Raw genomic sequence first — 19,107 nt, 5'->3', positions numbered from 1 at the left:
CCACCATGCCCCGCTGTACCCCACTCCTTGCGCTGCTGCTTGCCGCGCTGACCAGTACGACCGCCTCGGCGAACGTGCCGCGGACGCCCACTTCTCCTTCGCAGCCTCCGTCCGATGCAGCGATGGATGCTTCGCATGCCGAGTACGCGCAGCAGTGGGATACAGCCATCGAGCAGTCCCGCAGTGGCAATACGCTCGCCGCGCTGATCGCCATGGAACGGCTGATGGACAGTCCGCTGCTGGCCGACTTCGATGCCGAGCGCCGGGGGCGCGCCGCGCAGTTTGCCGGCTGGACCGCCGCCAAGCAGAAGCAGCCCGCACTGGCGCGGCGCTATCTGCAGCAGGCACTGCAGGCATTGCCGGGCGATGCGCACATCCTGGCCACGCTGGTCTCGCTGGATCTCAATGATGACCAGCCGGCAGCGGCAGTCGAGCATCTGACACAGGCGCTGGCGCGTGCCGACGGCCCGCTGCCGATCGACCATCACGCCGTCAGCTACCTGCAGTACCACCTGCGCGAACAGCCCGTGCAGCGCATGGCGCTGCTGCAGGCACTGTTCGACAACGGCTGGAAGAGTGGCGGCATCGAACCCACCGGCCTGTGGCTGGATCTGGCGACGCTGCAGGCCGACAACGGTCGCGGCGATGCCGTACGGGCAACGCTGGCCCGCATCGACACCCCGGCCGAGCTGATCCGCTTGCGCAGCGACAAGCGTTTCGACCGCTACGTGGACCGTGCCGATGCACGCTTCGATCCGGTCAAGGCCGCGCAGGTCCATCTGGACGCCCTGCGCGTATCCGGCCTGCTGGACGGTGACCTGGATGCACGCCTGGTGGATTTCAGCAGCACGCTGCTGATGCTGGACCGCAACGAGGAAGTACTGGCGCTGACCGCTGATCTGGCCGAGGCCGTCGCGGAAGGACAATCGCCGTCCGCTGCCAAAGCGGAGTGGTTGGCGTGGCTGCTCAACAGCCGCATCGCAGCACTGCGACGCCTGGAGCGCACCGAGGAGGCGCTGGCGACGGCGAAGCTGGCCGCCCGCATCGGCGCATTCGGTCCGGATGGCCTGGAGCACCAGATGAACCTGGCCTTCGTGCTCAACTCACTTGGCCAGACGCAGGAAGCAGACGCTGCGATGGCCACATTGACCGATCTGAGCGGCTATGGCCAAGCGGCGCAGGCCTTGATCCGTTTCGCCGCCGCCCGCGAGCGTGGTGATGCCACCACTGCTGCCACAGCACGTGCGGTCATCGTCGCCCAGCGCCAGGGCGCTCGGCTCTTCTATCGCGAGATGCTGCTGGAAGAAGGCGATCTGGATGGAGCCGCAGCGGTGCTGATCGAGCAGCTGCGCTCGCCGCTGGAGCGCAGCGATGCGCTGGCCAGCCTGCAGGACATGCGCGTGTATCCCTCCTTGCCAGGCGATGTACGCATCGATGCGGCCTGGCGCGAACTCAAGCAGCGTGCCGACGTGCAGGCCGAAGTCTCGCGGGTCGGCCGCATCGAGCGTTACGACCTGGTGGGCAGCGCCACGTCGCGCTGAGCGCCGGCTACTTCGCCGGTACTTCGATACGGATGCCCATCGCCTCGCGATAGCGGGTGTACAGGGCCATCACCTTGTCAACGTAGGCCAGCGTTTCGGCATACGGTGGCACGCCCTTGTAGCGTGCCACCGCTCCGATGCCGGCGTTGTAGGCCGCCGCTGCCAGTGGACGGTCGCCGTTGTAGCGGCGCAGCAGCGCGCGCATGTAGCGGGCACCGCCGTCGATGGACTGCTGCGGCGAGAATGGATCGCGCACGCCGTATTCCAGCGCGGTATCGGGCATCAGCTGCATCACGCCCTGCGCGCCCTTGCTGGACACCGCCAGCGCGTCGAAGTTGCTTTCGGCATGGGCGATCGCCCGCAACCAGGCATCGTCGACACCGGTGGCCTTGGCCGCCGCCTTGAACTGTTTTGCGTGCTGGGCCAGCTGGGGCTTGCCGACCTTGCCGAGGCCTTCATGCGCCGGTTCGCCCGGTGGCGTGGCCACGGTGAACTTCAGGAATACGCGCGAGCCAGGCAGGTTGCGGGTGGAGTAGACCAGCTTGCCGTCCTGCTCGCGCTCGTACAGCACGCCACTGAACACGCCCATGTTGCCCCACAGGTTGGGGGTCTGCACGGCGCTGTCGTCGATCTCCTTTGGCGTGCAGCGCGAGCCGGGCTCCGGTGCGGTGGCCAGGCTGACCGTGTTGCCCTGGACGCAGCGGTAGACCGTGCGCGCAGCGGCCAGCCCTGGCCACAGGCCAGACAGCAGCAACAGCGCGACGAGGGCGGGACGGAGGGACATGGCGGCCGGATGATCCGGCGGCGGCCGCTAACAATGAGTGAATGGGGGTTTTCGGCCGGGCGGCGCCCGGCACCCGCAGAGGCAACGGCAACGGCAACGGCCGAAGCAACAGCAACTGCGGCATTCGGTGGGATGGCGGGGTGGGTCCGGTGGCGGGGGACGCCGTGAATCCGTCCCTGGAGCAACTGTGTTGAGAGAGGGGCCTCGGCCCCTCCGACAGTCACGCACGGTAGTGCCGGCCGCTGGCCGGCAGCCTTTTGGGGCACGCGCAGACTGGCTTCAGGCGGGGATCGATCCGCCTTGAGCGTCACGCATGCGGGCGTTGAGAATCACCAGCATCTTCCGCATCACCGCCACGATGGCTACTTTTCCTTCTTTGCCTCGGGCTCGCAGCGACTGGTAGAAATCGCGCAGTCGAGGTTCATGCCGCATGGCCGACATGCTGGCCATGTAAAGCACCTGACGGATCTCGGCCCTGCCGCCATGGATGCTTCGTTTGCCGCGCATGGTTCCGCTGTCGTGGGACATGGGTGCTACACCGACCAGACTGGCGATGGCCTTGCCGCTGATCTTGCCCAGCTCCGGCAGATAGCTGGCCAATACCCCAATACCGCCTGCAGGACAGGGCCCACGCCTTTCATCGACTTCAGTACCGCCAGCTGAGGTTGCTGGGCAACCTGCTCGGCAATCTGCTGTCCCAAACGCCCAACCATCCTCTGCAGGCGGCTGATGTTGGCTTGCAGCAGTCGGCGCAACTCACGATCGGTCACCATCTCCTGCTGCTGGCGCGCTACGGTCAGGGCTTCCATCGTCTGTCGACGCGCCCGCACAAATTCCCGCAGCTTTTGCTGCCAGGGCTCCAGTGGCTGATAGGCGGGCAGTTTCACCAAGGCCGCCATCTGCGCCAATGCATAGGCATCCAGACGGTCGGTCTTGGCCACCTGGCCCATTCCCTGGGCCAGCCTGCGAGCCCGCAGCGCGTTGGCACGGACCACCGCATGACCGGCGTTGTGCAGGAAGTTCAGTACTGACTGTTCGTAGCCCCCAGTGGCCTCCAGCACGATCTGGCTCACCGGATGTTTCCTCAACCAGAGATCCAATTCAGCGAAACCCGAAGCGCTATTGCTGACCTGCAGCACCTCTCCATCCGTCGTGCCGACATCCAGTTGGCGCTTGCTGACATCAATCCCGATCCCGTTCATCACCGGACTCCGTATAGTCTGGAAGGGTCGAGAGCTCCCCCGCTTGCCCAGTCTTATTACTGCGAGTGTCAGCTCCAGCAACTGTTCGGGCGGATCAAGGGAGATTCCGGCGTGGGCGCCAAGCTCCAAGGCGATCGTCGAGATCCAGGCTTACACGGCGGCCCACGCCGGCTCTCGACACCTACGCTGCCAGATTCCAATCAGATAAGGCTTGGCCGCCGCATCCATGCCGCGGACACCCCCGCAACCGGACCCACCCCGCCTTCGACAATTCCCCGCGACCTGGGAACGGTGTTCTGTGCTGCTGTTGGTGGGTGTCGACCTTGCGGCTGTTGGTGGGTGTCGACCTTGGTCGACACATGGATCCACGCCATGCGTGGATGGGACTCACCGAGGCCGTGAGATCTGTTGGCGAGGGTCTTCCCCGACTAGCGCGCCATCTTCCGCCGCAGCCAGTAGCCCGCGCCCAGCAGCACAAACCATGCAGGGCTGGCCACCAGCGCCTGGCGGGTGTCGGCCTGCAGGCTCAGCAGGACCAGCACGGCGGCGAAGAACAGCAGGCAGGCCCAGCACATCGCCACGCCACCGGGCATCTTGAAGATCGAGGCCGCGTGGCGTTCGGGGTAGCGACGGCGGTAGACCATGTAGGCCACTAGGATCAGCGACCAGACGAAGATGAACAGCACCGTCGCCAGGGTCGTCACCAAGGTGAAGGCGGTCACCAGATTGGGGATCAGGTAGATCAGCAGGGTGCCGCCCAGCAGGCACAGACAGGAGAACAGCAGGCCCCGTGCCGGCACCGCTGCGCGCGAGAGCTTGGACAGGCCGCGCGGAGCATGGCCTTCCTCGGCCAGGCCGAACAGCATGCGGCTGGTGGAGAAGATGCCGCTGTTGGCCGACGAGGTGGCCGAAGTCAGCACCACGAAGTTGATCAGGCTGGCGGCGGCGGGAATGCCGGCCAGCACGAACAGCTGCACGAACGGGCTCTTGTCCGGCACCACCTGGCGCCATGGGGTGACCGCCATGATCGCGATCAGCGCCAGCACGTAGAAGATGATGATGCGCACCGGGATCGAGTTGATCGCCTTGGGCAGGTTGCGCTCCGGGTCGGCCGTTTCCGCAGCGGTGGTACCCACCAGCTCGATGCCGACGAAAGCGAACACCGCGATCTGGAAACCGGCGAAGAAGCCGACCAGGCCCATCGGGAACATGCCGCCGTCATTCCACAGGTTCGACAGCGCTGCGGTATGCCCGCTGGGCGAGGTGAAGCCCCACGCCACCAGCCCGGCACCGGTGATGATCAGCGCGCAGATCGCCACGATCTTGATCAGCGCGAACCAGAATTCCATTTCGCCGAACAGCTTCACCGTCACCAGATTCAATGCCAGCAACAGCAGCACGCAGGCCAGCGCCGGTATCCATGCGTCCAGGCCAGGGAACCAGAACTGCGCATACGCGGCGATGGCGATCACATCGGCGATGGCGGTGACGATCCAGCAGAACCAGTACGTCCACCCGCAGAAGAATCCGGCCCACGGCCCGAGCAGATCGGTGGAGAAATCGATGAAGGATTTGTACTGCAGGTTCGAGAGCAGCAGCTCGCCCATCGCCCGCATCACGAAGAACAGCATCGCGCCGATGATCAGGTAGACGAACACGATGGACGGGCCGGCCAGGCTGATGGTCTTGCCCGAGCCCATGAACAGGCCGGTGCCGATGGCACCGCCGATGGCGATCAGTTGCAGGTGACGGTTGGACAGGCTGCGGCGCAGGTGCTCGGGGGGCGTGGCGGGCTCGGTCATGGGCGCGGGAAGAGGCGGGTGAAGCTTCCGACGGTAGTCCTCCGGCTGCCACAACACCAGCGCCGGACGGACCAGGACCGTCAACAAGTGTCGCCTTCACCACAATGTGACCCGTTACCGCATTTGTCCCATTCCGCCCAGCCCGGCGCCGTGTTCATATACCGCCATCGCCCAAGGACCGGCCCCGCCCATGTGCCCAGCCCTGCACACCTCTCTGGAGCCCCGGTCATGAGCCGACTGCGGGTCATCATCGGCGGCACCGTACTGGCCGTGCTGGCCGCTGCAGTGCCGATCGCGGTCATGGTCTATGCCACCTGGGACCGCGCCGTCAGCGTCGAGCAACAGCGCCTGCATGCCATCGCCGAGCGCAGCCTGCGCCGTACCGAAGTGTCCTACCAGGAAGCGCTTGCCGCATTGAAGTCGGCGGAGGCCACGGTGCTGCCGGCCTGCGGGGCCGAACACATCCAGCGCATGCAGACGCTGGTGATGACCACCCCGTCATCCGACCAGATGGGCTACTTCGAGGGCGGCAAGCTGCGCTGCACGTCGTGGGGCCCGTTCCTGCGGGATGTGGACCAGCCCACGCCGGACCACGTCACCAGCGATGGCGTCGGCATCACCGTGGACGTGCGCCCCGAGGCGGCGGGCCGGCGGCCGATGCTGTCCATCATGTACGGGTCGTACGACGTGCTGGTCGACCCCCGTCGCTTCGTCGACGTCATCGTCGATCCAGACGTGCGGCTGGCCCTGGCAAGCCCGGATGGACGGCTGCTGACCCAGCAGGACGGCATGGACCCGACCCTGTTGCAGAAACTGCTGCGCGAACCCGGCGAGGGCCTGGACCGCGACACGCTGTACGCCAGCGCGCGCAGCGGGGAATGGCTGGCGATCGCCACCGCTCCACGCACCGCGCTGGCCGCTACCTTCCGGCAGCAGGCGTGGTTGTTCGTGCCCTTGGGGCTGCTGATGGCCGCCGCCGGTGCCGGCCTGGTGATCTGGCTGTCGCGACGACGGCTGTCGATGCGCGGCGAGCTGCGCATCGCCATCCGCCGCCGCGAACTCTATCTGCATTACCAGCCGATCATCGAACTGGATACCGGCATCTGCGTCGGCGCAGAGGCACTGGTGCGCTGGCAGCGTCCCGACGGCACGCAGGTGCGTCCGGACCTGTTCATTCCCCTGGCCGAGGAGGCCGGGATGATCGCCGCCATCACCGACCTGGTGATCGAGAACGTGGTTGCCGACATGCGTGAACTGCTGGCCGAGGATCGCAGCGCACACATCGCGATCAACCTGGCGGCCGAGGACATCAGCAGCGGGCGGGCGCTGAAGGTGATCTCGCAGCGCATGGCCGGCAGCGGCATCCTGCCGCAGCAGATCTGGCTGGAGGCCACCGAACATGGCTTCCTCGACATCGACCGTGCGCGCACCATGCTGGCGGCGGCGCGACGCGCGGGTCACAGCGTGGCCATCGATGATTTCGGTGTCGGCTATTCCAGCCTGCAGTACCTGCAGCAGCTGCCGTTGGATGCACTGAAGATCGACAAGTCCTTCATCGATGCGATCGGCACCGAAAGCGCAACCAGCCCGGTCACCCCGCACATCATCGGCATGGCCCGCGAGCTGGGCCTGTGGGTGGTGGCTGAAGGCGTGGAAACCGAAGCGCAGCTGGCCTACCTGCACAGCCAGCACGTGCAGTTCGGCCAAGGGTGGTTGTTCTCGCGGCCGTTGCCGCGCGATGAGTTCATCGCTTTCCATCGCAAGCGCCAGCAGCAGTACGGCGCGGCGCGGGAGCACATGCAGAATCCGCGTAGCGTACCGTTCGAGCGCGAGCAGGCGGGGGAGGAGTAGTCAGCGAACGGCGCGGCTCCTCGTGGTGGGTCGCTAAGAGCGGTTCGTGGGTTGGTCGGGCGGGGTGGATACGCGGGGGACGCCGTGAATCCCCAGACCTGCCCAGCCGCTGGCGGCTGTGCGTTCGAGCGCCTGCGAAGCAGTGCTTCGCAAGCAAAGCGCCCTCACCCATGGAGCAACTGTGTTGAGAGAGGGGCCTCGGCCCCTCCGACAGTCACGCACGGTAGTGCCGGCCGCTGGCCGGCAGCCTTTTGGGGCACGCGCAGACTGGCTTCAGGCGGGGATCGATCCGCCTTGAGCGTCACGCATGCGGGCGTTGAGAATCACCAGCATCTTCCGCATCACCGCCACGATGGCTACTTTTCCTTCTTTGCCTCGGGCTCGCAGCGACTGGTAGAAATCGCGCAGTCGAGGTTCATGCCGCATGGCCGACATGCTGGCCATGTAAAGCACCTGACGGATCTCGGCCCTGCCGCCATGGATGCTTCGTTTGCCGCGCATGGTTCCGCTGTCGTGGGACATGGGTGCTACACCGACCAGACTGGCGATGGCCTTGCCGCTGATCTTGCCCAGCTCCGGCAGATAGCTGGCCAATACCGCCTGCAGGACAGGGCCCACGCCTTTCATCGACTTCAGTACCGCCAGCTGAGGTTGCTGGGCAACCTGCTCGGCAATCTGCTGTCCCAAACGCCCAACCATCCTCTGCAGGCGGCTGATGTTGGCTTGCAGCAGTCGGCGCAACTCACGATCGGTCACCATCTCCTGCTGCTGGCGCGCTACGGTCAGGGCTTCCATCGTCTGTCGACGCGCCCGCACAAATTCCCGCAGCTTTTGCTGCCAGGGCTCCAGTGGCTGATAGGCGGGCAGTTTCACCAAGGCCGCCATCTGCGCCAATGCATAGGCATCCAGACGGTCGGTCTTGGCCACCTGGCCCATTCCCTGGGCCAGCCTGCGAGCCCGCAGCGCGTTGGCACGGACCACCGCATGACCGGCGTTGTGCAGGAAGTTCAGTACTGACTGTTCGTAGCCCCCAGTGGCCTCCAGCACGATCTGGCTCACCGGATGTTTCCTCAACCAGAGATCCAATTCAGCGAAACCCGAAGCGCTATTGCTGACCTGCAGCACCTCTCCATCCGTCGTGCCGACATCCAGTTGGCGCTTGCTGACATCAATCCCGATCCCGTTCATCACCGGACTCCGTATAGTCTGGAAGGGTCGAGAGCTCCCCCGCTTGCCCAGTCTTATTACTGCGAGTGTCAGCTCCAGCAACTGTTCGGGCGGATCAAGGGAGATTCCGGCGTGGGCGCCAAGCTCCAAGGCGATCGTCGAGATCCAGGCTTACACGGCGGCCCACGCCGGCTCTCGACACCTACGCTGCCAGATTCCAATCAGATAAGGCTTGGCCGCCGCATCCATGCCGCGGACACCCCCGCGTACCCACCCCGCCCGACCCGGGACAGATCTCTGCGGCGTTCCACCACGTAAGAGAGAAGAGAAAAACAACAGCGGGTCGCTGCGCTCGCACGTTCTGTTCTCTGTAGTGCCGGCCGCTGGCCGGCAACCCCGGCAACTCCGTCACCGATGATCGACGCCTACGCCCAGGCCTTCGGACGAGCCCACAGCCAGGCTGCACACACCGCCAGCAGCAGCAACGGCAACCAGGCCAGGTGCTGTGCGCCGCTGGCCTGCAGCATCAGGCCGCCGCCGACGCCACCGGCGGCGATGGCCAGGTTCCAGCCGGTTACCAGCATCGATTGCGCGAGGTCGGCAGCGGCGCCGGCGCGGCGGGCCAGTGCGGTCTGGAACAGGGTTGGCACGGCACCGAATGCGACGCCCCACAGGATCGTCACCAGCAGCAGCACGCCCGGCACGCTTGGCCACAGCAGCAGCGAAACCACCGCCAGCACGAAGCCGATCACGCTGGCCCATACCAGCGCGCGCAGATGGCGGTCCACGCCCCAGCCGGCAATGGCGATACCCACGATCGCGGCGATGCCGAACGCCAGCAGCAGCCGGTCCAGCCAGCCGCCCGCGCCGGCCTGCACCGCCAACGGCTCGATGTAGGTGTACAGCACGTTGTGCGCCAGCACGTACAGCACCATCACCAGCAGCGTGCTGCGGATGCCGGGCATGCGCCAGACCGAACCCAGCGACATGCGCCGGCCCGCGCCGGCCGCCGGCAATGCGGGCAGCGCCCATCGCGCGTAGCCGAGCAGCAGCACCGCCAGCACGCTCATCAACGCGAACGCCCAGCGCCAGCCGATCTGCTGGCCCAGCAACGTACCGGCAGGCACCCCCAGCGACAACGCCAACGGCGAGCCGATCATCGCCACCGCGATCGCCCTGCCCTGCAGTTCCGGCACCACCATGCGCGCGGCGTAGCCGGCCACCAGCGACCACAGCAGGCCCGCGCCCACGCCGGCCAGGAAGCGCGCCACCAGGGTCAGCACGTAGTCGTGGCTGAGCGCGGTCACGGTGTTGACCACCATGAAGCCGGCAATCGCCGCCAGCAGCAGCGGACGACGCGGCAGGCGCTGGGTCAGCGCGGTCATCGGCAGCGCAGCCAGCAGCGAGCCCAATGCGTACACACTGACCAGTTGGCCTGCCGCCGCGTCGCTGACGCCGAGACTCTCGCCCATCGGCCGCAGCACGCCGGCCGGCAGCGTTTCGGTCAACAGGGTGATGAAGCCACCACCGGCCAAGGCCAGCAGACCACGCCACGGCAATCGCGTTGCCTCACCGGCCGGTGCCCCGGCATCGATCGCGTGGCCGCTCATCGCGCCGTCTCCAGATCGGCGTACACCGCATCGCGCAGTTCATCCACGAACGCGCCGTGCATGCCTTCGTACAACGTGTTGGTCAGCGCGACCACGCTCAGGCCGCGCGCCGGATCGACGAACCAGCTGTGGCCGTAGGCACCGCCCCAGCGCCATGTGCCCACCGTCTGCGGTGTGCCGCTGGCTGCGGCATCACGCAGCACGGCAAAACCCAGGCCGAAGCCCCAACCGGGCGGATCGATCGGTCCCAGCTCGCCCAACTGAGGCATTCCCATCTGTGCCATCAAACTGTCGGGCAGCAACTGTGAGGCACGCGAATCACGCAACGCCTCCAGCACGGTCATCACCTCATCAGCGGTGCCCACCAGCCCTGCACCGGCCGACGGATAACGGTGTGGATCGGTCGCACGTGCCAAGCTGTATTCGATGCCCACCGAGCCCTCGAAGGCAGGCACCACCTCGCCCTCCTGCAAGCGATGCGGCTGCGGCAGGTCACTGACATACGGCGTCGCCAGGCGGCCACCGTCGCTGGTGGCAAACGCGGTGTCGCGCAGGCCCAACGGCTGCGCCAACAACCGGTCGAACAGCACCTGCAGCCTTTCGCCAGTGGCCGCTTCAGCCACCGCGCCCGCTACATCCACGCCCAGCGAGTACAGCCACTGGCTGCCCGGCGCGAACAACAGCGGCGCCTGCGCGATGCGCTGCACGTTCTGCTGCAGCGTCACCGCGTTCGCGTCCATCCCATCGCTTACGCCCGCCTGCGCGTAAGGCCCCTCGGCGTCGGCTTCCAGGAAGCGATAGCCCAACCCACTGCTGTGGCTGAGCAGCTGGCGCAGGCTGATCGATGGCTGGCTGCCATCGGCCAGTGCCGGGCGGAACGCCGGCAACCAGCGCTGCACCGGCGCATCCAGGTCGAGCACGCCCTCGGCAACCAGGCGCAGGATCACCGTGGTCAGCAGCGGCTTGCTCACCGAAGCCAGCCGGAACAGGTGGTCGCGGTGCATCGGCGTATTCGATTCACGATCGGCCAGGCCACTGGCGCTGGCATGGCGAAGCACGCCGTGCTCGCGCACCAGCACCACCGCACCGATCAGGCGCTGCGGATGCACGGCCTGCAGCAGCGCGCTCACCGCGGGCAATGTCGGTGCAGTTTCAACAGGAAGGGCAAGTGTCATCGGGGTGATCCGTGGGGAGAGGCCCGCCACGGTAGGCAGCTTCGGCGCCCGCAAAAAGCGGGGCCGGGCTCCGCGCATCATGGACCGCAAGGTCCGCAATCGGCATCATGCCCGGAACCCCTGGGCCGCACCGACCCGCCAAGCGCCCGCACTGCACTGTTGCACCGGCTGCGTCACCGGGCCTGCCGACCGCCGCCTACCCTGCCCTCTTTCGCAGCGACCTTCCCCATGTCCGTCCTCGACAACCTGGCCAACCTGCAGACCTTCGTCCACGCCGCGGACACCCGCAGCTTCGTCGACACCGGTCGCGTGCAGGGCATCTCCGCCTCGGCCGCCGGCAAGTGCGTGGCCCGGCTGGAACAGGCGCTCGGTGTACGCCTGTTCCACCGCAGCACGCGCAGCATCACCCTCACCGCCGAGGGCCAGCTGTTCCTGGCGCGCTGCCGCCGCATCCTCGACGAGCGCGACGCAGCACGCACCGAACTGGCCCAGCAACATGCAACCCCCAGCGGCACCCTGCGCATCAGCCTGCCGCTGGTAGGCGACCTCACCCTGCCGTTGATGGCGGAATTCATGGCCGCCTATCCCGACATCCGCCTGGAGCTGGATTTCTCCGATCGACTGGTCGACGTCATCGAAGAGGGATTCGATGCCGTGCTGCGTGTCGGCGAGCCCAGCGACTCACGTCTCACCGCGCGCCGCCTCGGTGTGTTCCCACGCCGCGTCGTCGCATCACCGGCGTACCTGCAACGGCATGGCACGCCGCAGGTGCCGGCGGACCTGCTGCAGCACCGCCTGCTGCACTACCGCTTCCCCAGCAGCGGCAAACTCGAACCGTGGCCGATCCTCTGGCCCGAGGGCGACACGGCACAGGAACTGCCGGTGCACCTGGTCGCCAACACCATCGAGGCGCGGGTGGCACTGGCACTGCGCGACGGTGGCCTGGCGTTCGTGCCAGTGCATTCGGTACGCGATGCACTCGCTGACGGCCGGCTGGTCACCGTGCTTGATGAGCACGTGCATTCCTGCGGCACGTTCCACCTGCTGTGGCCGTCGGGCCGCCACGTACTGCCGAAGCTGCGGGTGTTCATCGAATTCGTCGGCGCGCGGCTGGATACGGTGCCGTAACGCGGCACAGCGGCCGCGACCATTCAGCTCACGGCGCTATACTGCGCACTCATTCCTCCAAGAGGCTCGCGACCAATGCGCCAGTGATGCCGCCGTCTTCGCACTAGACGGCCCGACTCTTCCCGCCCCTGCGCGCAGGGGAGAACCAGGCATCCATGGAGGTCGCATGACTTCGTATTCCCTCACGCTTGATCGCGTGTCGTATCGGTTGGCCGATGGCCGACCGCTGTTTTCCAATCTGTCCTTTTCCTTCGAACCGGTGGCCACTGGTCTGGTCGGCGCCAACGGCGTCGGCAAGAGCGTGCTCGCGCGCCTGCTCGCTGGCCAGCTGTCGCCCGACGAGGGTCAGGTGCACCGCAGTGGCCAGGTATTCCTGTTGCCTACGCCCGGCTATCCGCCACGTGGCACGGTCGGCGAACTGGCCGGCGTGGGCGCCGAACTGGCGGCGCTGGCGCGCATCGAAGCGGGCAGCGTCGATGCAGCGGACTTCACCTGCATCGGCGACCGCTGGAACCTGCGCGAACGCCTGCAGCAGCAGTGGCAGGCAATGCAGCTGCCGGCCGACCTTGATCCCGCGCAACCCGCCGCGCGGCTCAGTGGTGGCCAGGCGATGCAGGTCGCCCTGTCTGGCGCGTGGGCCAGCGGCGCAGACTGGCTGATCCTCGACGAACCGAGCAATCACCTCGATGCCCATCACCGCCGCCAACTGTATGCACAGCTGCAGCGATGGCAGGGCGGACTGCTGGCGATCAGCCATGACCGCGCCCTGCTCTCGCAGATGACGCAGATCGTCGAACTGGATGCGCACGGCCTGCATCGTTACGGCGGGCCATGGCAGCACTATGCCGACACGCGTGCCGCCGAACGCGAGGCCGCCGCCGCCCAGCTTGACCACGTCCGCGCCCAGCACCGGCAGCAGCAACGCAGCGCGCGCGAGCAGCACGAGCGCCAGCAGCAGCGCCAGGCACGCGGTAACCGCGAGGCGCGCGAGGCCAACCAGGCACCGATCCTGCTCGGTCGGCAGAAGCAGCGCGCCGAAGCCAGCCACGGGCGCGCGCAGCAGATCCAGAGCGATCGCCTGCAGGCCAGCGCCGCGCAGGTGCGCGCTGCCGCCGCAGCGGTGCACGTGGCGCCGGAACTGGCGTTGTTCAGTGGCGAAGGCGAGCGTGGCCAAGCCCGTTTGCTGCAGGCGCACGACCTGGTATTGCCGCACGGCTGTCGTGCGCCACTGCAGCTGGACGTCCGCCGGGGCCAGCGCATTGCCGTGGTCGGCGACAACGGCAGCGGCAAGTCGACGCTGTTGCGCGTGCTGGCCGGCGAGCTGCCCGCAGATAGTGGACAGGTACATCGGCATGCGCCATTGGCCCTGCTCGACCAGCAGCTGCTGAATCTGCGCAGCGAAGAGAGCATTCTCGACGCGGTGCAGGCTGCCCATCCCACGGCCGATCCGGCTGAGCTGCGCACGCGGTTGGCGTTGCTGGGCCTGGATGCACAGCGCATCCAGCGCCCGGCCAGCAGCCTCAGCGATGGAGAGCGGGTGAAAGGTGCGCTGGCCAGCGTGCTGTATGCCGACCCTGCCCCGCAGCTGCTGTTGCTGGACGAGCCGGGCAACGCGCTGGACCTGGCCGCGCTGCAGGCGCTGGAAGAACTGCTGGCGGCATGGCCGGGGGCATTGTTGATGGTCAGCCATGACACCCACCTGCTGCAGGCGTTGCGGCCAACGCAGGTGCTGCAGGTCGGTGATGCAGGTTGGCAGTGGCGCGATGCGTTGTAGAGCCGAGCCCATGCTCGGCTCCTGCCGGCTGGCATCCACGCATGGCGTGGATCTACTGGCTGGCCGAGCATTCATCCACGCATGGCGTGGATCTACTCATCCACGCTTCCACACCGGGAATACCTGCGGCATCTGCTGCCACAGCAGGGGTCCGGCCTGCAGTTCGTCGTCGTTGAGCAGGCATGCGTCCAGCGCATTCCGCACCATGCGCTCGTCCATGTGCACGCCAATCACCACCAGTTCCTGACGGCGGTCACCCCACAGCGGGTGCCACAGGCGTGCCATCGCCGCGTGCGCGGCCGCGTCCGGGAATTCCTGTGCATCGGGCAACGGCGCGCTCCAGCAGTCGGCCTGCTGCCGGGCCCAGCCCAGATCGCTGTAAGGCAGTGGCGTTGGCGGCAGCAGCGGCGTGGTGTCCTCCTGTCCGGCACGTACACGCTCTCGCGCCGCATACCAGAAGCCCGCCGCCTGGGTGCGCGTGGCCGCGCCCACGCTGTTCAACTCGCCCACCCAGTCCATGCGGTTGGCCAGCCAGAACCAGCCCTTGCTGCGGATCACCCCGGGCATGCCGTGCTGCAACGTGCGTGCGAAGCGGGCTGGGTGGAACGGCCGTCGCGAGCGGTAGACGAAGCTGGCAATGCCGTACTCCTCGGTTTCCGGTGTGTGCTCGCCGCGCAGCTCCTTCACCCAGCCGGGAGCCTGCTGCGCACGATCGAAATCGAAGCGACCGGTATCCAGCAGCTCCGCAAGCGGCACGTCGCCGAACGCGGACAGCAGCAGCTTCGCGTCGCGGTTCAAGCCGCGCAGCACCGCCAGCGTGTCCTGCAGCACTTCGTCGTCCACCTGGTCCACCTTGCTGACCACGATCACGTCGGCGAACTCCACCTGCTCGCACAGCAGGTCGACCACGCCGCGATCATCGTCCGGCCCCGCCTGCTGGCCACGCTCGGCCAAGCGCAGCGTTGAACCGAAATCGGCCAGGAAGGCACTGCCATCCACCACCGTCACCATCGTGTCCAGCCGCGCGATATCGCTCAGGCTGAAGCCGTGCTCATCGCGCACCGCGAAGGTGGCCGCTACCGGCATCGGCTCGCCGATACCGGTCGATTCGATCAGCAGGTAGTCATAGCGGCCGCTGTCGGCCAGACGGCGGACCTCCTGCAGCAGATCATCGCGCAGCGTGCAGCAGATGCAGCCGTTGCTGAACTCCACCAGCGTCTCTTCGGTGCGACGCAGCTCTGCGCCACCATCGCGCACCAGCTGCGCATCGATGTTGACCTCGCTCATGTCGTTGACGATCACCGCCACCCGCAGGCCATCGCGGTTGCGCAGTATCTGGTTGAGCAGGGTGGTCTTGCCGGCACCGAGGAAGCCGGAGAGCACGGTGACCGGAAGGCGGCGGTCGGCGCGGGAAACAGTGTTCATGTCGGAGCGGGTTGGCTGCGGAACGGAAATGTTACTGTATAACAATTGTCGCGCAAGGAACCTCCTTACATGAAGTCGCCCTCAGCCGCCCTGCTTGATGCCGGGGCCGTCGCCCTGTCCAGCCTGTGCCTGCTGCATTGCCTGGCACTGCCCCTGCTGGCGGCCGCGCTGCCGCTGTTCGGCGTCTGGGCCGAAGCGGAATGGGTACACCTGGTCTTCGTGGCCATCGCGCTGCCGATGACTGGCTTCGCCCTGTGGCGGGCCGAACGCCGCCATCCTCTGCCCGCACTGGCGTGGCTGAGCGCCGGTATCGGCCTGGCGCTGTTGATGGCCGGGGCGCTGGCGTTGCCCTCGCACGCGTGGGAGACCCCGCTGACGGTCACCGGCAGCCTGCTGCTGGCCGCCACGCACATCTGGAACGCGCGCCACAGGCACCGGTAGTGCCGGCCGCTGGCCGGCAACTGCAGGCTACGTCCGCAGTTAATCAGGTTGCCGGCCAGCGGCCGGCACTACCCGGCTATTTGCCGTAACGCCGCAGCAGCTCCACCAGCACCTCGGCTTCGGCCGCCCGTTGGGCCGGGTCTTCCGCGCCCACCACGTGTTCCTGCAGGTGCTCGTGCAGCAGTTCCATCAACAGGCTGTGGGCAGCGCCACGCACGGCCGCCACCTGCACCAGCACGTCGGCGCAGTCGCCTGCCTCGCCCTCGGGCGTGTTCAACGCCTGCTCCAACGCCGCCACCTGGCCGCCGATGCGACGGACCCGGGTCAGCAGCTGCTTTCGATTCCTGTGTACATGCGCCATGGGCGGATCATATACCCTATGGGGGTATCCATCCATCACTTCCGCCATGCACCTGGACGCCCTCGCCGCTGCCCGCCGCCACGAACACCGCTTCGACGACGGCAACCCGCTGGCCGAACGCAATACCCGTCGCGCCATGTGGCTCACCGTCAGCATGATGCTGGTCGAGATCCTCGGTGGCTGGTGGTTCAATTCCATGGCCGTGCTCGCCGACGGCTGGCACATGAGCTCGCACGCGCTGGCGCTGGGCCTTTCGGTATTCGCCTACCGCTGTGCACGGCGCTATGCACACGATCCGCGCTTTGCCTTCGGCACCTGGAAGATCGAGATCCTGGCCGGCTACACCAGCGCCATCGCCCTGCTTGGTGTTGCCGCGCTGATGGCCGTGCAATCGCTGCATCGGCTGTGGGTGCCCGCGCCCATCCACTACAACGAGGCCATCGCCATTGCTGCAGTCGGCCTGGGCGTGAACCTGCTGTGCGCGTGGTGGCTGCACGACAGCCCCGGTCATGCGCATCACCATCATGGCCACGGACACGGACACGACCATGGCGATCATCATGGGCATGACCACGATCACTCCCACGGGCACGACCTCAACCTGCGCTCGGCCTACGTGCACGTGCTGGCCGACGCCGCCACCTCGGTGCTGGCCATCGTCGCCCTGCTCGGCGGCAAGCTGCTCGGCCTGACCTGGCTGGACCCGGTGATGGGCCTGGTCGGCGCGGTGCTGGTCACCGTGTGGGCGATCGGCCTGCTGCGCGACAGCGGCCGCATCCTGCTCGATGCGCAGATGGACGCGCCAGTGGTAGTCGAGGTGCGCGAAGTGATCGAGCAGGGTCCCTGGCCGGCACGCCTGGCCGACCTGCACGTGTGGCAGGTGGGGCGTGGCAAGTACGCCGTCGCCGCCAGCGTGGTCACCAGTGATGCCACGCTCGATCCGGACACCGTGCGCCAGGCGCTGGCGATCCATGAAGAGCTGGTGCACGTGACCGTGGAGATCCATCGCAGCACGTGACCCGGGCGGGGCGCGGTTCTTGCCGAAAATCTGTACCGGGCGCCACCGCGTGCTGCCTACACTGGCCGCACCTGCCCCGTCGGGACATCCCATGCGCGCGCTCCGCCTGCTGCTGCCCGCTGCCCTCCTGCTGCTGGTGGCCTGCTCCGGCGATACCCAGCTGCCGTTCTCTTCCGACCCGATGCTCGGCTGCTTCGCCACCAGCCCGCGCAAGTCCGCCGAGTTCCGCATCGAAAAGGAAGGAAGCCAGTACTTCGTGTCCTTCGAGCGCGACGGCCAATGGCAGCGCGAACCCAATTCGCTGTACAAGGCCAGCCGCAGCGACATCCAGCAGTACTTCCGCGACGACGCCGACCAGATCGACAGCGCGCTGATCCGCATGGCCGGCGGCTTCGGCATCTTCCACGTCAAGGACGGCGCCACGTTGAAGGCGCGGGCACGCGACAGCGACTACATGGCGCTGCTGTTGATCGGCGCGGGGCCGGTGTATGCGGTGAAGTGTCAGTAGCGGCCAGATTGCAATTCTTCCCATGGCCTCAGCGATGCCGCTGGCACACGCTGCCGGTTTCGAGGAGGAATACCGATGACCGTTCTTCTCCTGCTGGCCGCGATCGTTGCAAAGACCCAGGGTGCTTATGACGAGGTGCGTGAGGCCGATGACGGCGACGTCGTGGTGATGCGCACCTTCGACTGGGAAATCGAAGGGGAACGCGCCAGGCGTGTAACGGTGCATTGGTTGCTGCAGGAAGACGGCAGCATGCGCTACGACTTCGACCGGCAGCCCGCCGCCACCCAGGATGCCCATCGCCGATCGTGCGCGTTGCAGGGCATGCAGCCCTCACGAGGCGTCGGCTTGATCTCAGGAGAGGGAACCATCCACGGATTCAGCTGCACCGACCTGCGGTAGCGCCGCGCCCATGCCCGGCTCGGCTGCACAGCGCCTGCGGTACCATGCCCTCCCCCGAGCCACCCCTGTGCCCAACGTGCCCCATTACATCGGCCCCCTGCTGACCCGCGACAGCGCTGACACCCTGCGCCGTGCCCATGACAAGGGCGCCACCGAATGGCAGGGCTCGCTCGACCTGGGGCGCAGCGAAGAGGCCGCGCAGCTGGATGTCGAGGGTTTCACCTTCCGTGGCCAGCACTACCCGTGGCCGGGCAAGCTGAAGGACCGCACGCTGTACTACTGGGATGGCGAGGAGTTCTCCGCCCTCTCCCGCTTCAGCGGCTCGCTGATCAAGCTGGTGCCGACCGAATGGGGCGCACCGACCTTCGAGATCGACGGCATCAAGATGCTGCCGACCTCCAAGCTGTCGCCGTTCGAGGACGCGCGCCGCAAGGTCGAGTTGGTCGCCCCCGCAGGCAAGATCATCCTCGATACCTGCGGTGGCCTGGGCTACTTCGCCGCCTGTGCATTGGAGGCCGGCGTCGGCCAGATCCGCTCGTTCGAAAAGAACGCCGACGTGATGTGGCTGCGCACGCTCAATCCGTGGTCGCCCGATCCGGATTCAGCCGCCGCTGGCGGTCGCCTGCACTTCAGCCACGGCGACGTATCGCAGCAGATCGGACAGGTGGCCAGCAACAGCGTCGATGCGATCCTGCATGACCCGCCGCGCTTCGGCATCGCCGGCGAACTGTACTCGCAGGTGTTCTACGACCACCTCGCCCGCGTCATCCGCAAGGGGGGGCGCCTGTTCCACTACACCGGCGCGCCGAACAAACTGACCAGCGGCCGCGACGTGCCCCGCGAAGTGGCCAAGCGCCTGGAAAAGGCAGGGTTCAAGGCCGAGCTGGCGCTGGACGGCGTGCTGGCCATCAAGCGCTGAGC

16 protein-coding genes and 1 pseudogene are annotated in these 19,107 nt (G+C 67.0%); 9 read left to right on the top strand and 8 right to left on the bottom strand.

Features of this window, described 5'->3' with window-relative positions:
- The first annotated feature begins 5 nt into the window (after positions 1–5).
- Positions 6–1,541 carry a hypothetical protein gene (locus QP457_RS02455; RefSeq protein WP_205407030.1) on the top strand — a complete coding sequence of 512 codons (1,536 nt, stop codon included), beginning with the start codon at positions 6–8 and terminating at the stop codon, positions 1,539–1,541.
- A gap of 7 nt (positions 1,542–1,548) precedes the next feature.
- On the opposite strand, the gene QP457_RS02450 is transcribed toward QP457_RS02455, so the two are convergent.
- The 3 genes and pseudogenes from QP457_RS02450 to cycA all read right to left on the bottom strand — a co-directional run bounded on the left by QP457_RS02450 (position 1,549) and on the right by cycA (position 5,329).
- Complete coding sequence (locus QP457_RS02450; RefSeq protein ID WP_032975549.1) at positions 1,549–2,325, bottom strand: lytic transglycosylase domain-containing protein; 777 nt, start codon at positions 2,323–2,325, stop codon at positions 1,549–1,551.
- A gap of 279 nt (positions 2,326–2,604) precedes the next feature.
- Positions 2,605–3,527: pseudogene (locus QP457_RS02445) on the bottom strand (IS110 family transposase).
- Positions 3,528–3,955: 428 nt separating this feature from the next.
- Positions 3,956–5,329, bottom strand: coding sequence for a D-serine/D-alanine/glycine transporter (cycA, locus tag QP457_RS02440; RefSeq protein WP_205406440.1), 1,374 nt, complete (start codon positions 5,327–5,329; stop codon positions 3,956–3,958).
- 228 nt (positions 5,330–5,557) lie between these two features.
- Between cycA and QP457_RS02435 the strand changes: the two genes are divergently transcribed.
- Complete coding sequence (locus QP457_RS02435; RefSeq protein ID WP_205406439.1) at positions 5,558–7,180, top strand: EAL domain-containing protein; 1,623 nt, start codon at positions 5,558–5,560, stop codon at positions 7,178–7,180.
- Between the two features lie 273 nt (positions 7,181–7,453).
- Here the strand turns inward: QP457_RS02435 and QP457_RS02430 are convergent, their stop codons facing one another.
- From QP457_RS02430 to QP457_RS02420, 3 genes are all read right to left on the bottom strand, one after another.
- Complete coding sequence (locus QP457_RS02430; protein ID WP_205406424.1) at positions 7,454–8,368, bottom strand: IS110 family transposase; 915 nt, start codon at positions 8,366–8,368, stop codon at positions 7,454–7,456.
- Between the two features lie 404 nt (positions 8,369–8,772).
- Positions 8,773–9,957, bottom strand: a complete 1,185-nt coding sequence (locus tag QP457_RS02425) for an MFS transporter (RefSeq protein ID WP_180167741.1) — start codon at positions 9,955–9,957, stop codon at positions 8,773–8,775.
- Entirely contained in the window at positions 9,954–11,132 is a 1,179-nt protein-coding gene (locus QP457_RS02420) for a serine hydrolase domain-containing protein (RefSeq protein WP_205405492.1), read from the bottom strand. Before QP457_RS02420 ends, QP457_RS02425 begins: the two co-directional genes overlap by 4 nt.
- Positions 11,133–11,360: 228 nt before the next feature.
- Here QP457_RS02420 and QP457_RS02415 point away from each other — a divergent pair, with 228 nt between their 5' ends.
- Both QP457_RS02415 and QP457_RS02410 read left to right on the top strand, forming a co-directional pair.
- Positions 11,361–12,260, top strand: coding sequence for a LysR family transcriptional regulator (locus tag QP457_RS02415; RefSeq protein ID WP_205405491.1), 900 nt, complete (start codon positions 11,361–11,363; stop codon positions 12,258–12,260).
- A gap of 166 nt (positions 12,261–12,426) precedes the next feature.
- Positions 12,427–14,034 carry an ATP-binding cassette domain-containing protein gene (locus QP457_RS02410; protein ID WP_205405490.1) on the top strand — a complete coding sequence of 536 codons (1,608 nt, stop codon included), beginning with the start codon at positions 12,427–12,429 and terminating at the stop codon, positions 14,032–14,034.
- Between the two features lie 96 nt (positions 14,035–14,130).
- On the opposite strand, the gene QP457_RS02405 is transcribed toward QP457_RS02410, so the two are convergent.
- On the bottom strand, positions 14,131–15,459 hold the full coding sequence (locus QP457_RS02405; protein WP_205405489.1) for a GTP-binding protein: 1,329 nt from the start codon (positions 15,457–15,459) through the stop codon (positions 14,131–14,133).
- 69 nt (positions 15,460–15,528) lie between these two features.
- On the opposite strand from QP457_RS02405, the gene QP457_RS02400 reads away from it, so the two are divergent.
- Complete coding sequence (locus QP457_RS02400; protein WP_089238366.1) at positions 15,529–15,900, top strand: MerC domain-containing protein; 372 nt, start codon at positions 15,529–15,531, stop codon at positions 15,898–15,900.
- A 76-nt stretch (positions 15,901–15,976) separates the two neighbouring features.
- On the opposite strand, the gene QP457_RS02395 is transcribed toward QP457_RS02400, so the two are convergent.
- A complete protein-coding gene (locus tag QP457_RS02395; RefSeq protein WP_033830224.1) occupies positions 15,977–16,261 on the bottom strand; it encodes a metal/formaldehyde-sensitive transcriptional repressor in 285 nt (94 codons plus the stop codon).
- Between the two features lie 46 nt (positions 16,262–16,307).
- On the opposite strand from QP457_RS02395, the gene dmeF reads away from it, so the two are divergent.
- The 4 genes from dmeF to QP457_RS02375 all read left to right on the top strand — a co-directional run bounded on the left by dmeF (position 16,308) and on the right by QP457_RS02375 (position 19,105).
- Positions 16,308–17,279, top strand: a complete 972-nt coding sequence (gene dmeF / locus QP457_RS02390) for a CDF family Co(II)/Ni(II) efflux transporter DmeF (RefSeq protein ID WP_205405488.1) — start codon at positions 16,308–16,310, stop codon at positions 17,277–17,279.
- Between the two features lie 91 nt (positions 17,280–17,370).
- Positions 17,371–17,787 carry a hypothetical protein gene (locus tag QP457_RS02385; protein ID WP_205405487.1) on the top strand — a complete coding sequence of 139 codons (417 nt, stop codon included), beginning with the start codon at positions 17,371–17,373 and terminating at the stop codon, positions 17,785–17,787.
- A gap of 75 nt (positions 17,788–17,862) precedes the next feature.
- Positions 17,863–18,186, top strand: a complete 324-nt coding sequence (locus QP457_RS02380) for a hypothetical protein (RefSeq protein WP_180167733.1) — start codon at positions 17,863–17,865, stop codon at positions 18,184–18,186.
- Positions 18,187–18,262: 76 nt separating this feature from the next.
- Positions 18,263–19,105 (top strand): MnmC family methyltransferase, encoded by an 843-nt coding sequence (locus tag QP457_RS02375; protein ID WP_205405495.1) that lies wholly within the window; start codon positions 18,263–18,265, stop codon positions 19,103–19,105.
- Positions 19,106–19,107: the final 2 nt, after the last annotated feature.

The sequence above is a fragment of the Stenotrophomonas sp. As-7 genome (genome assembly GCF_030291015.1).
Lineage (GTDB): Bacteria > Pseudomonadota > Gammaproteobacteria > Xanthomonadales > Xanthomonadaceae > Stenotrophomonas > Stenotrophomonas lactitubi.
This window is presented reverse-complemented; position numbering and strand designations above follow the sequence as displayed.

Coding starts and splice junctions, on each gene's coding strand:
- QP457_RS02425 (WP_180167741.1), bottom strand. CDS start 9,957: ATGAGCGGCCACGCGATCGATGCCGGGGCACCGGCCGGTGAGGCAACG.
- QP457_RS02405 (WP_205405489.1), bottom strand. CDS start 15,459: ATGAACACTGTTTCCCGCGCCGACCGCCGCCTTCCGGTCACCGTGCTC.
- QP457_RS02415 (WP_205405491.1), top strand. CDS start 11,361: ATGTCCGTCCTCGACAACCTGGCCAACCTGCAGACCTTCGTCCACGCC.
- dmeF (WP_205405488.1), top strand. CDS start 16,308: ATGCACCTGGACGCCCTCGCCGCTGCCCGCCGCCACGAACACCGCTTC.
- QP457_RS02430 (WP_205406424.1), bottom strand. CDS start 8,368: ATGAACGGGATCGGGATTGATGTCAGCAAGCGCCAACTGGATGTCGGC.
- QP457_RS02455 (WP_205407030.1), top strand. CDS start 6: ATGCCCCGCTGTACCCCACTCCTTGCGCTGCTGCTTGCCGCGCTGACC.
- cycA (WP_205406440.1), bottom strand. CDS start 5,329: ATGACCGAGCCCGCCACGCCCCCCGAGCACCTGCGCCGCAGCCTGTCC.
- QP457_RS02380 (WP_180167733.1), top strand. CDS start 17,863: ATGACCGTTCTTCTCCTGCTGGCCGCGATCGTTGCAAAGACCCAGGGT.
- QP457_RS02435 (WP_205406439.1), top strand. CDS start 5,558: ATGAGCCGACTGCGGGTCATCATCGGCGGCACCGTACTGGCCGTGCTG.
- QP457_RS02410 (WP_205405490.1), top strand. CDS start 12,427: ATGACTTCGTATTCCCTCACGCTTGATCGCGTGTCGTATCGGTTGGCC.
- QP457_RS02395 (WP_033830224.1), bottom strand. CDS start 16,261: ATGGCGCATGTACACAGGAATCGAAAGCAGCTGCTGACCCGGGTCCGT.
- QP457_RS02385 (WP_205405487.1), top strand. CDS start 17,371: ATGCGCGCGCTCCGCCTGCTGCTGCCCGCTGCCCTCCTGCTGCTGGTG.
- QP457_RS02450 (WP_032975549.1), bottom strand. CDS start 2,325: ATGTCCCTCCGTCCCGCCCTCGTCGCGCTGTTGCTGCTGTCTGGCCTG.
- QP457_RS02400 (WP_089238366.1), top strand. CDS start 15,529: ATGAAGTCGCCCTCAGCCGCCCTGCTTGATGCCGGGGCCGTCGCCCTG.
- QP457_RS02420 (WP_205405492.1), bottom strand. CDS start 11,132: ATGACACTTGCCCTTCCTGTTGAAACTGCACCGACATTGCCCGCGGTG.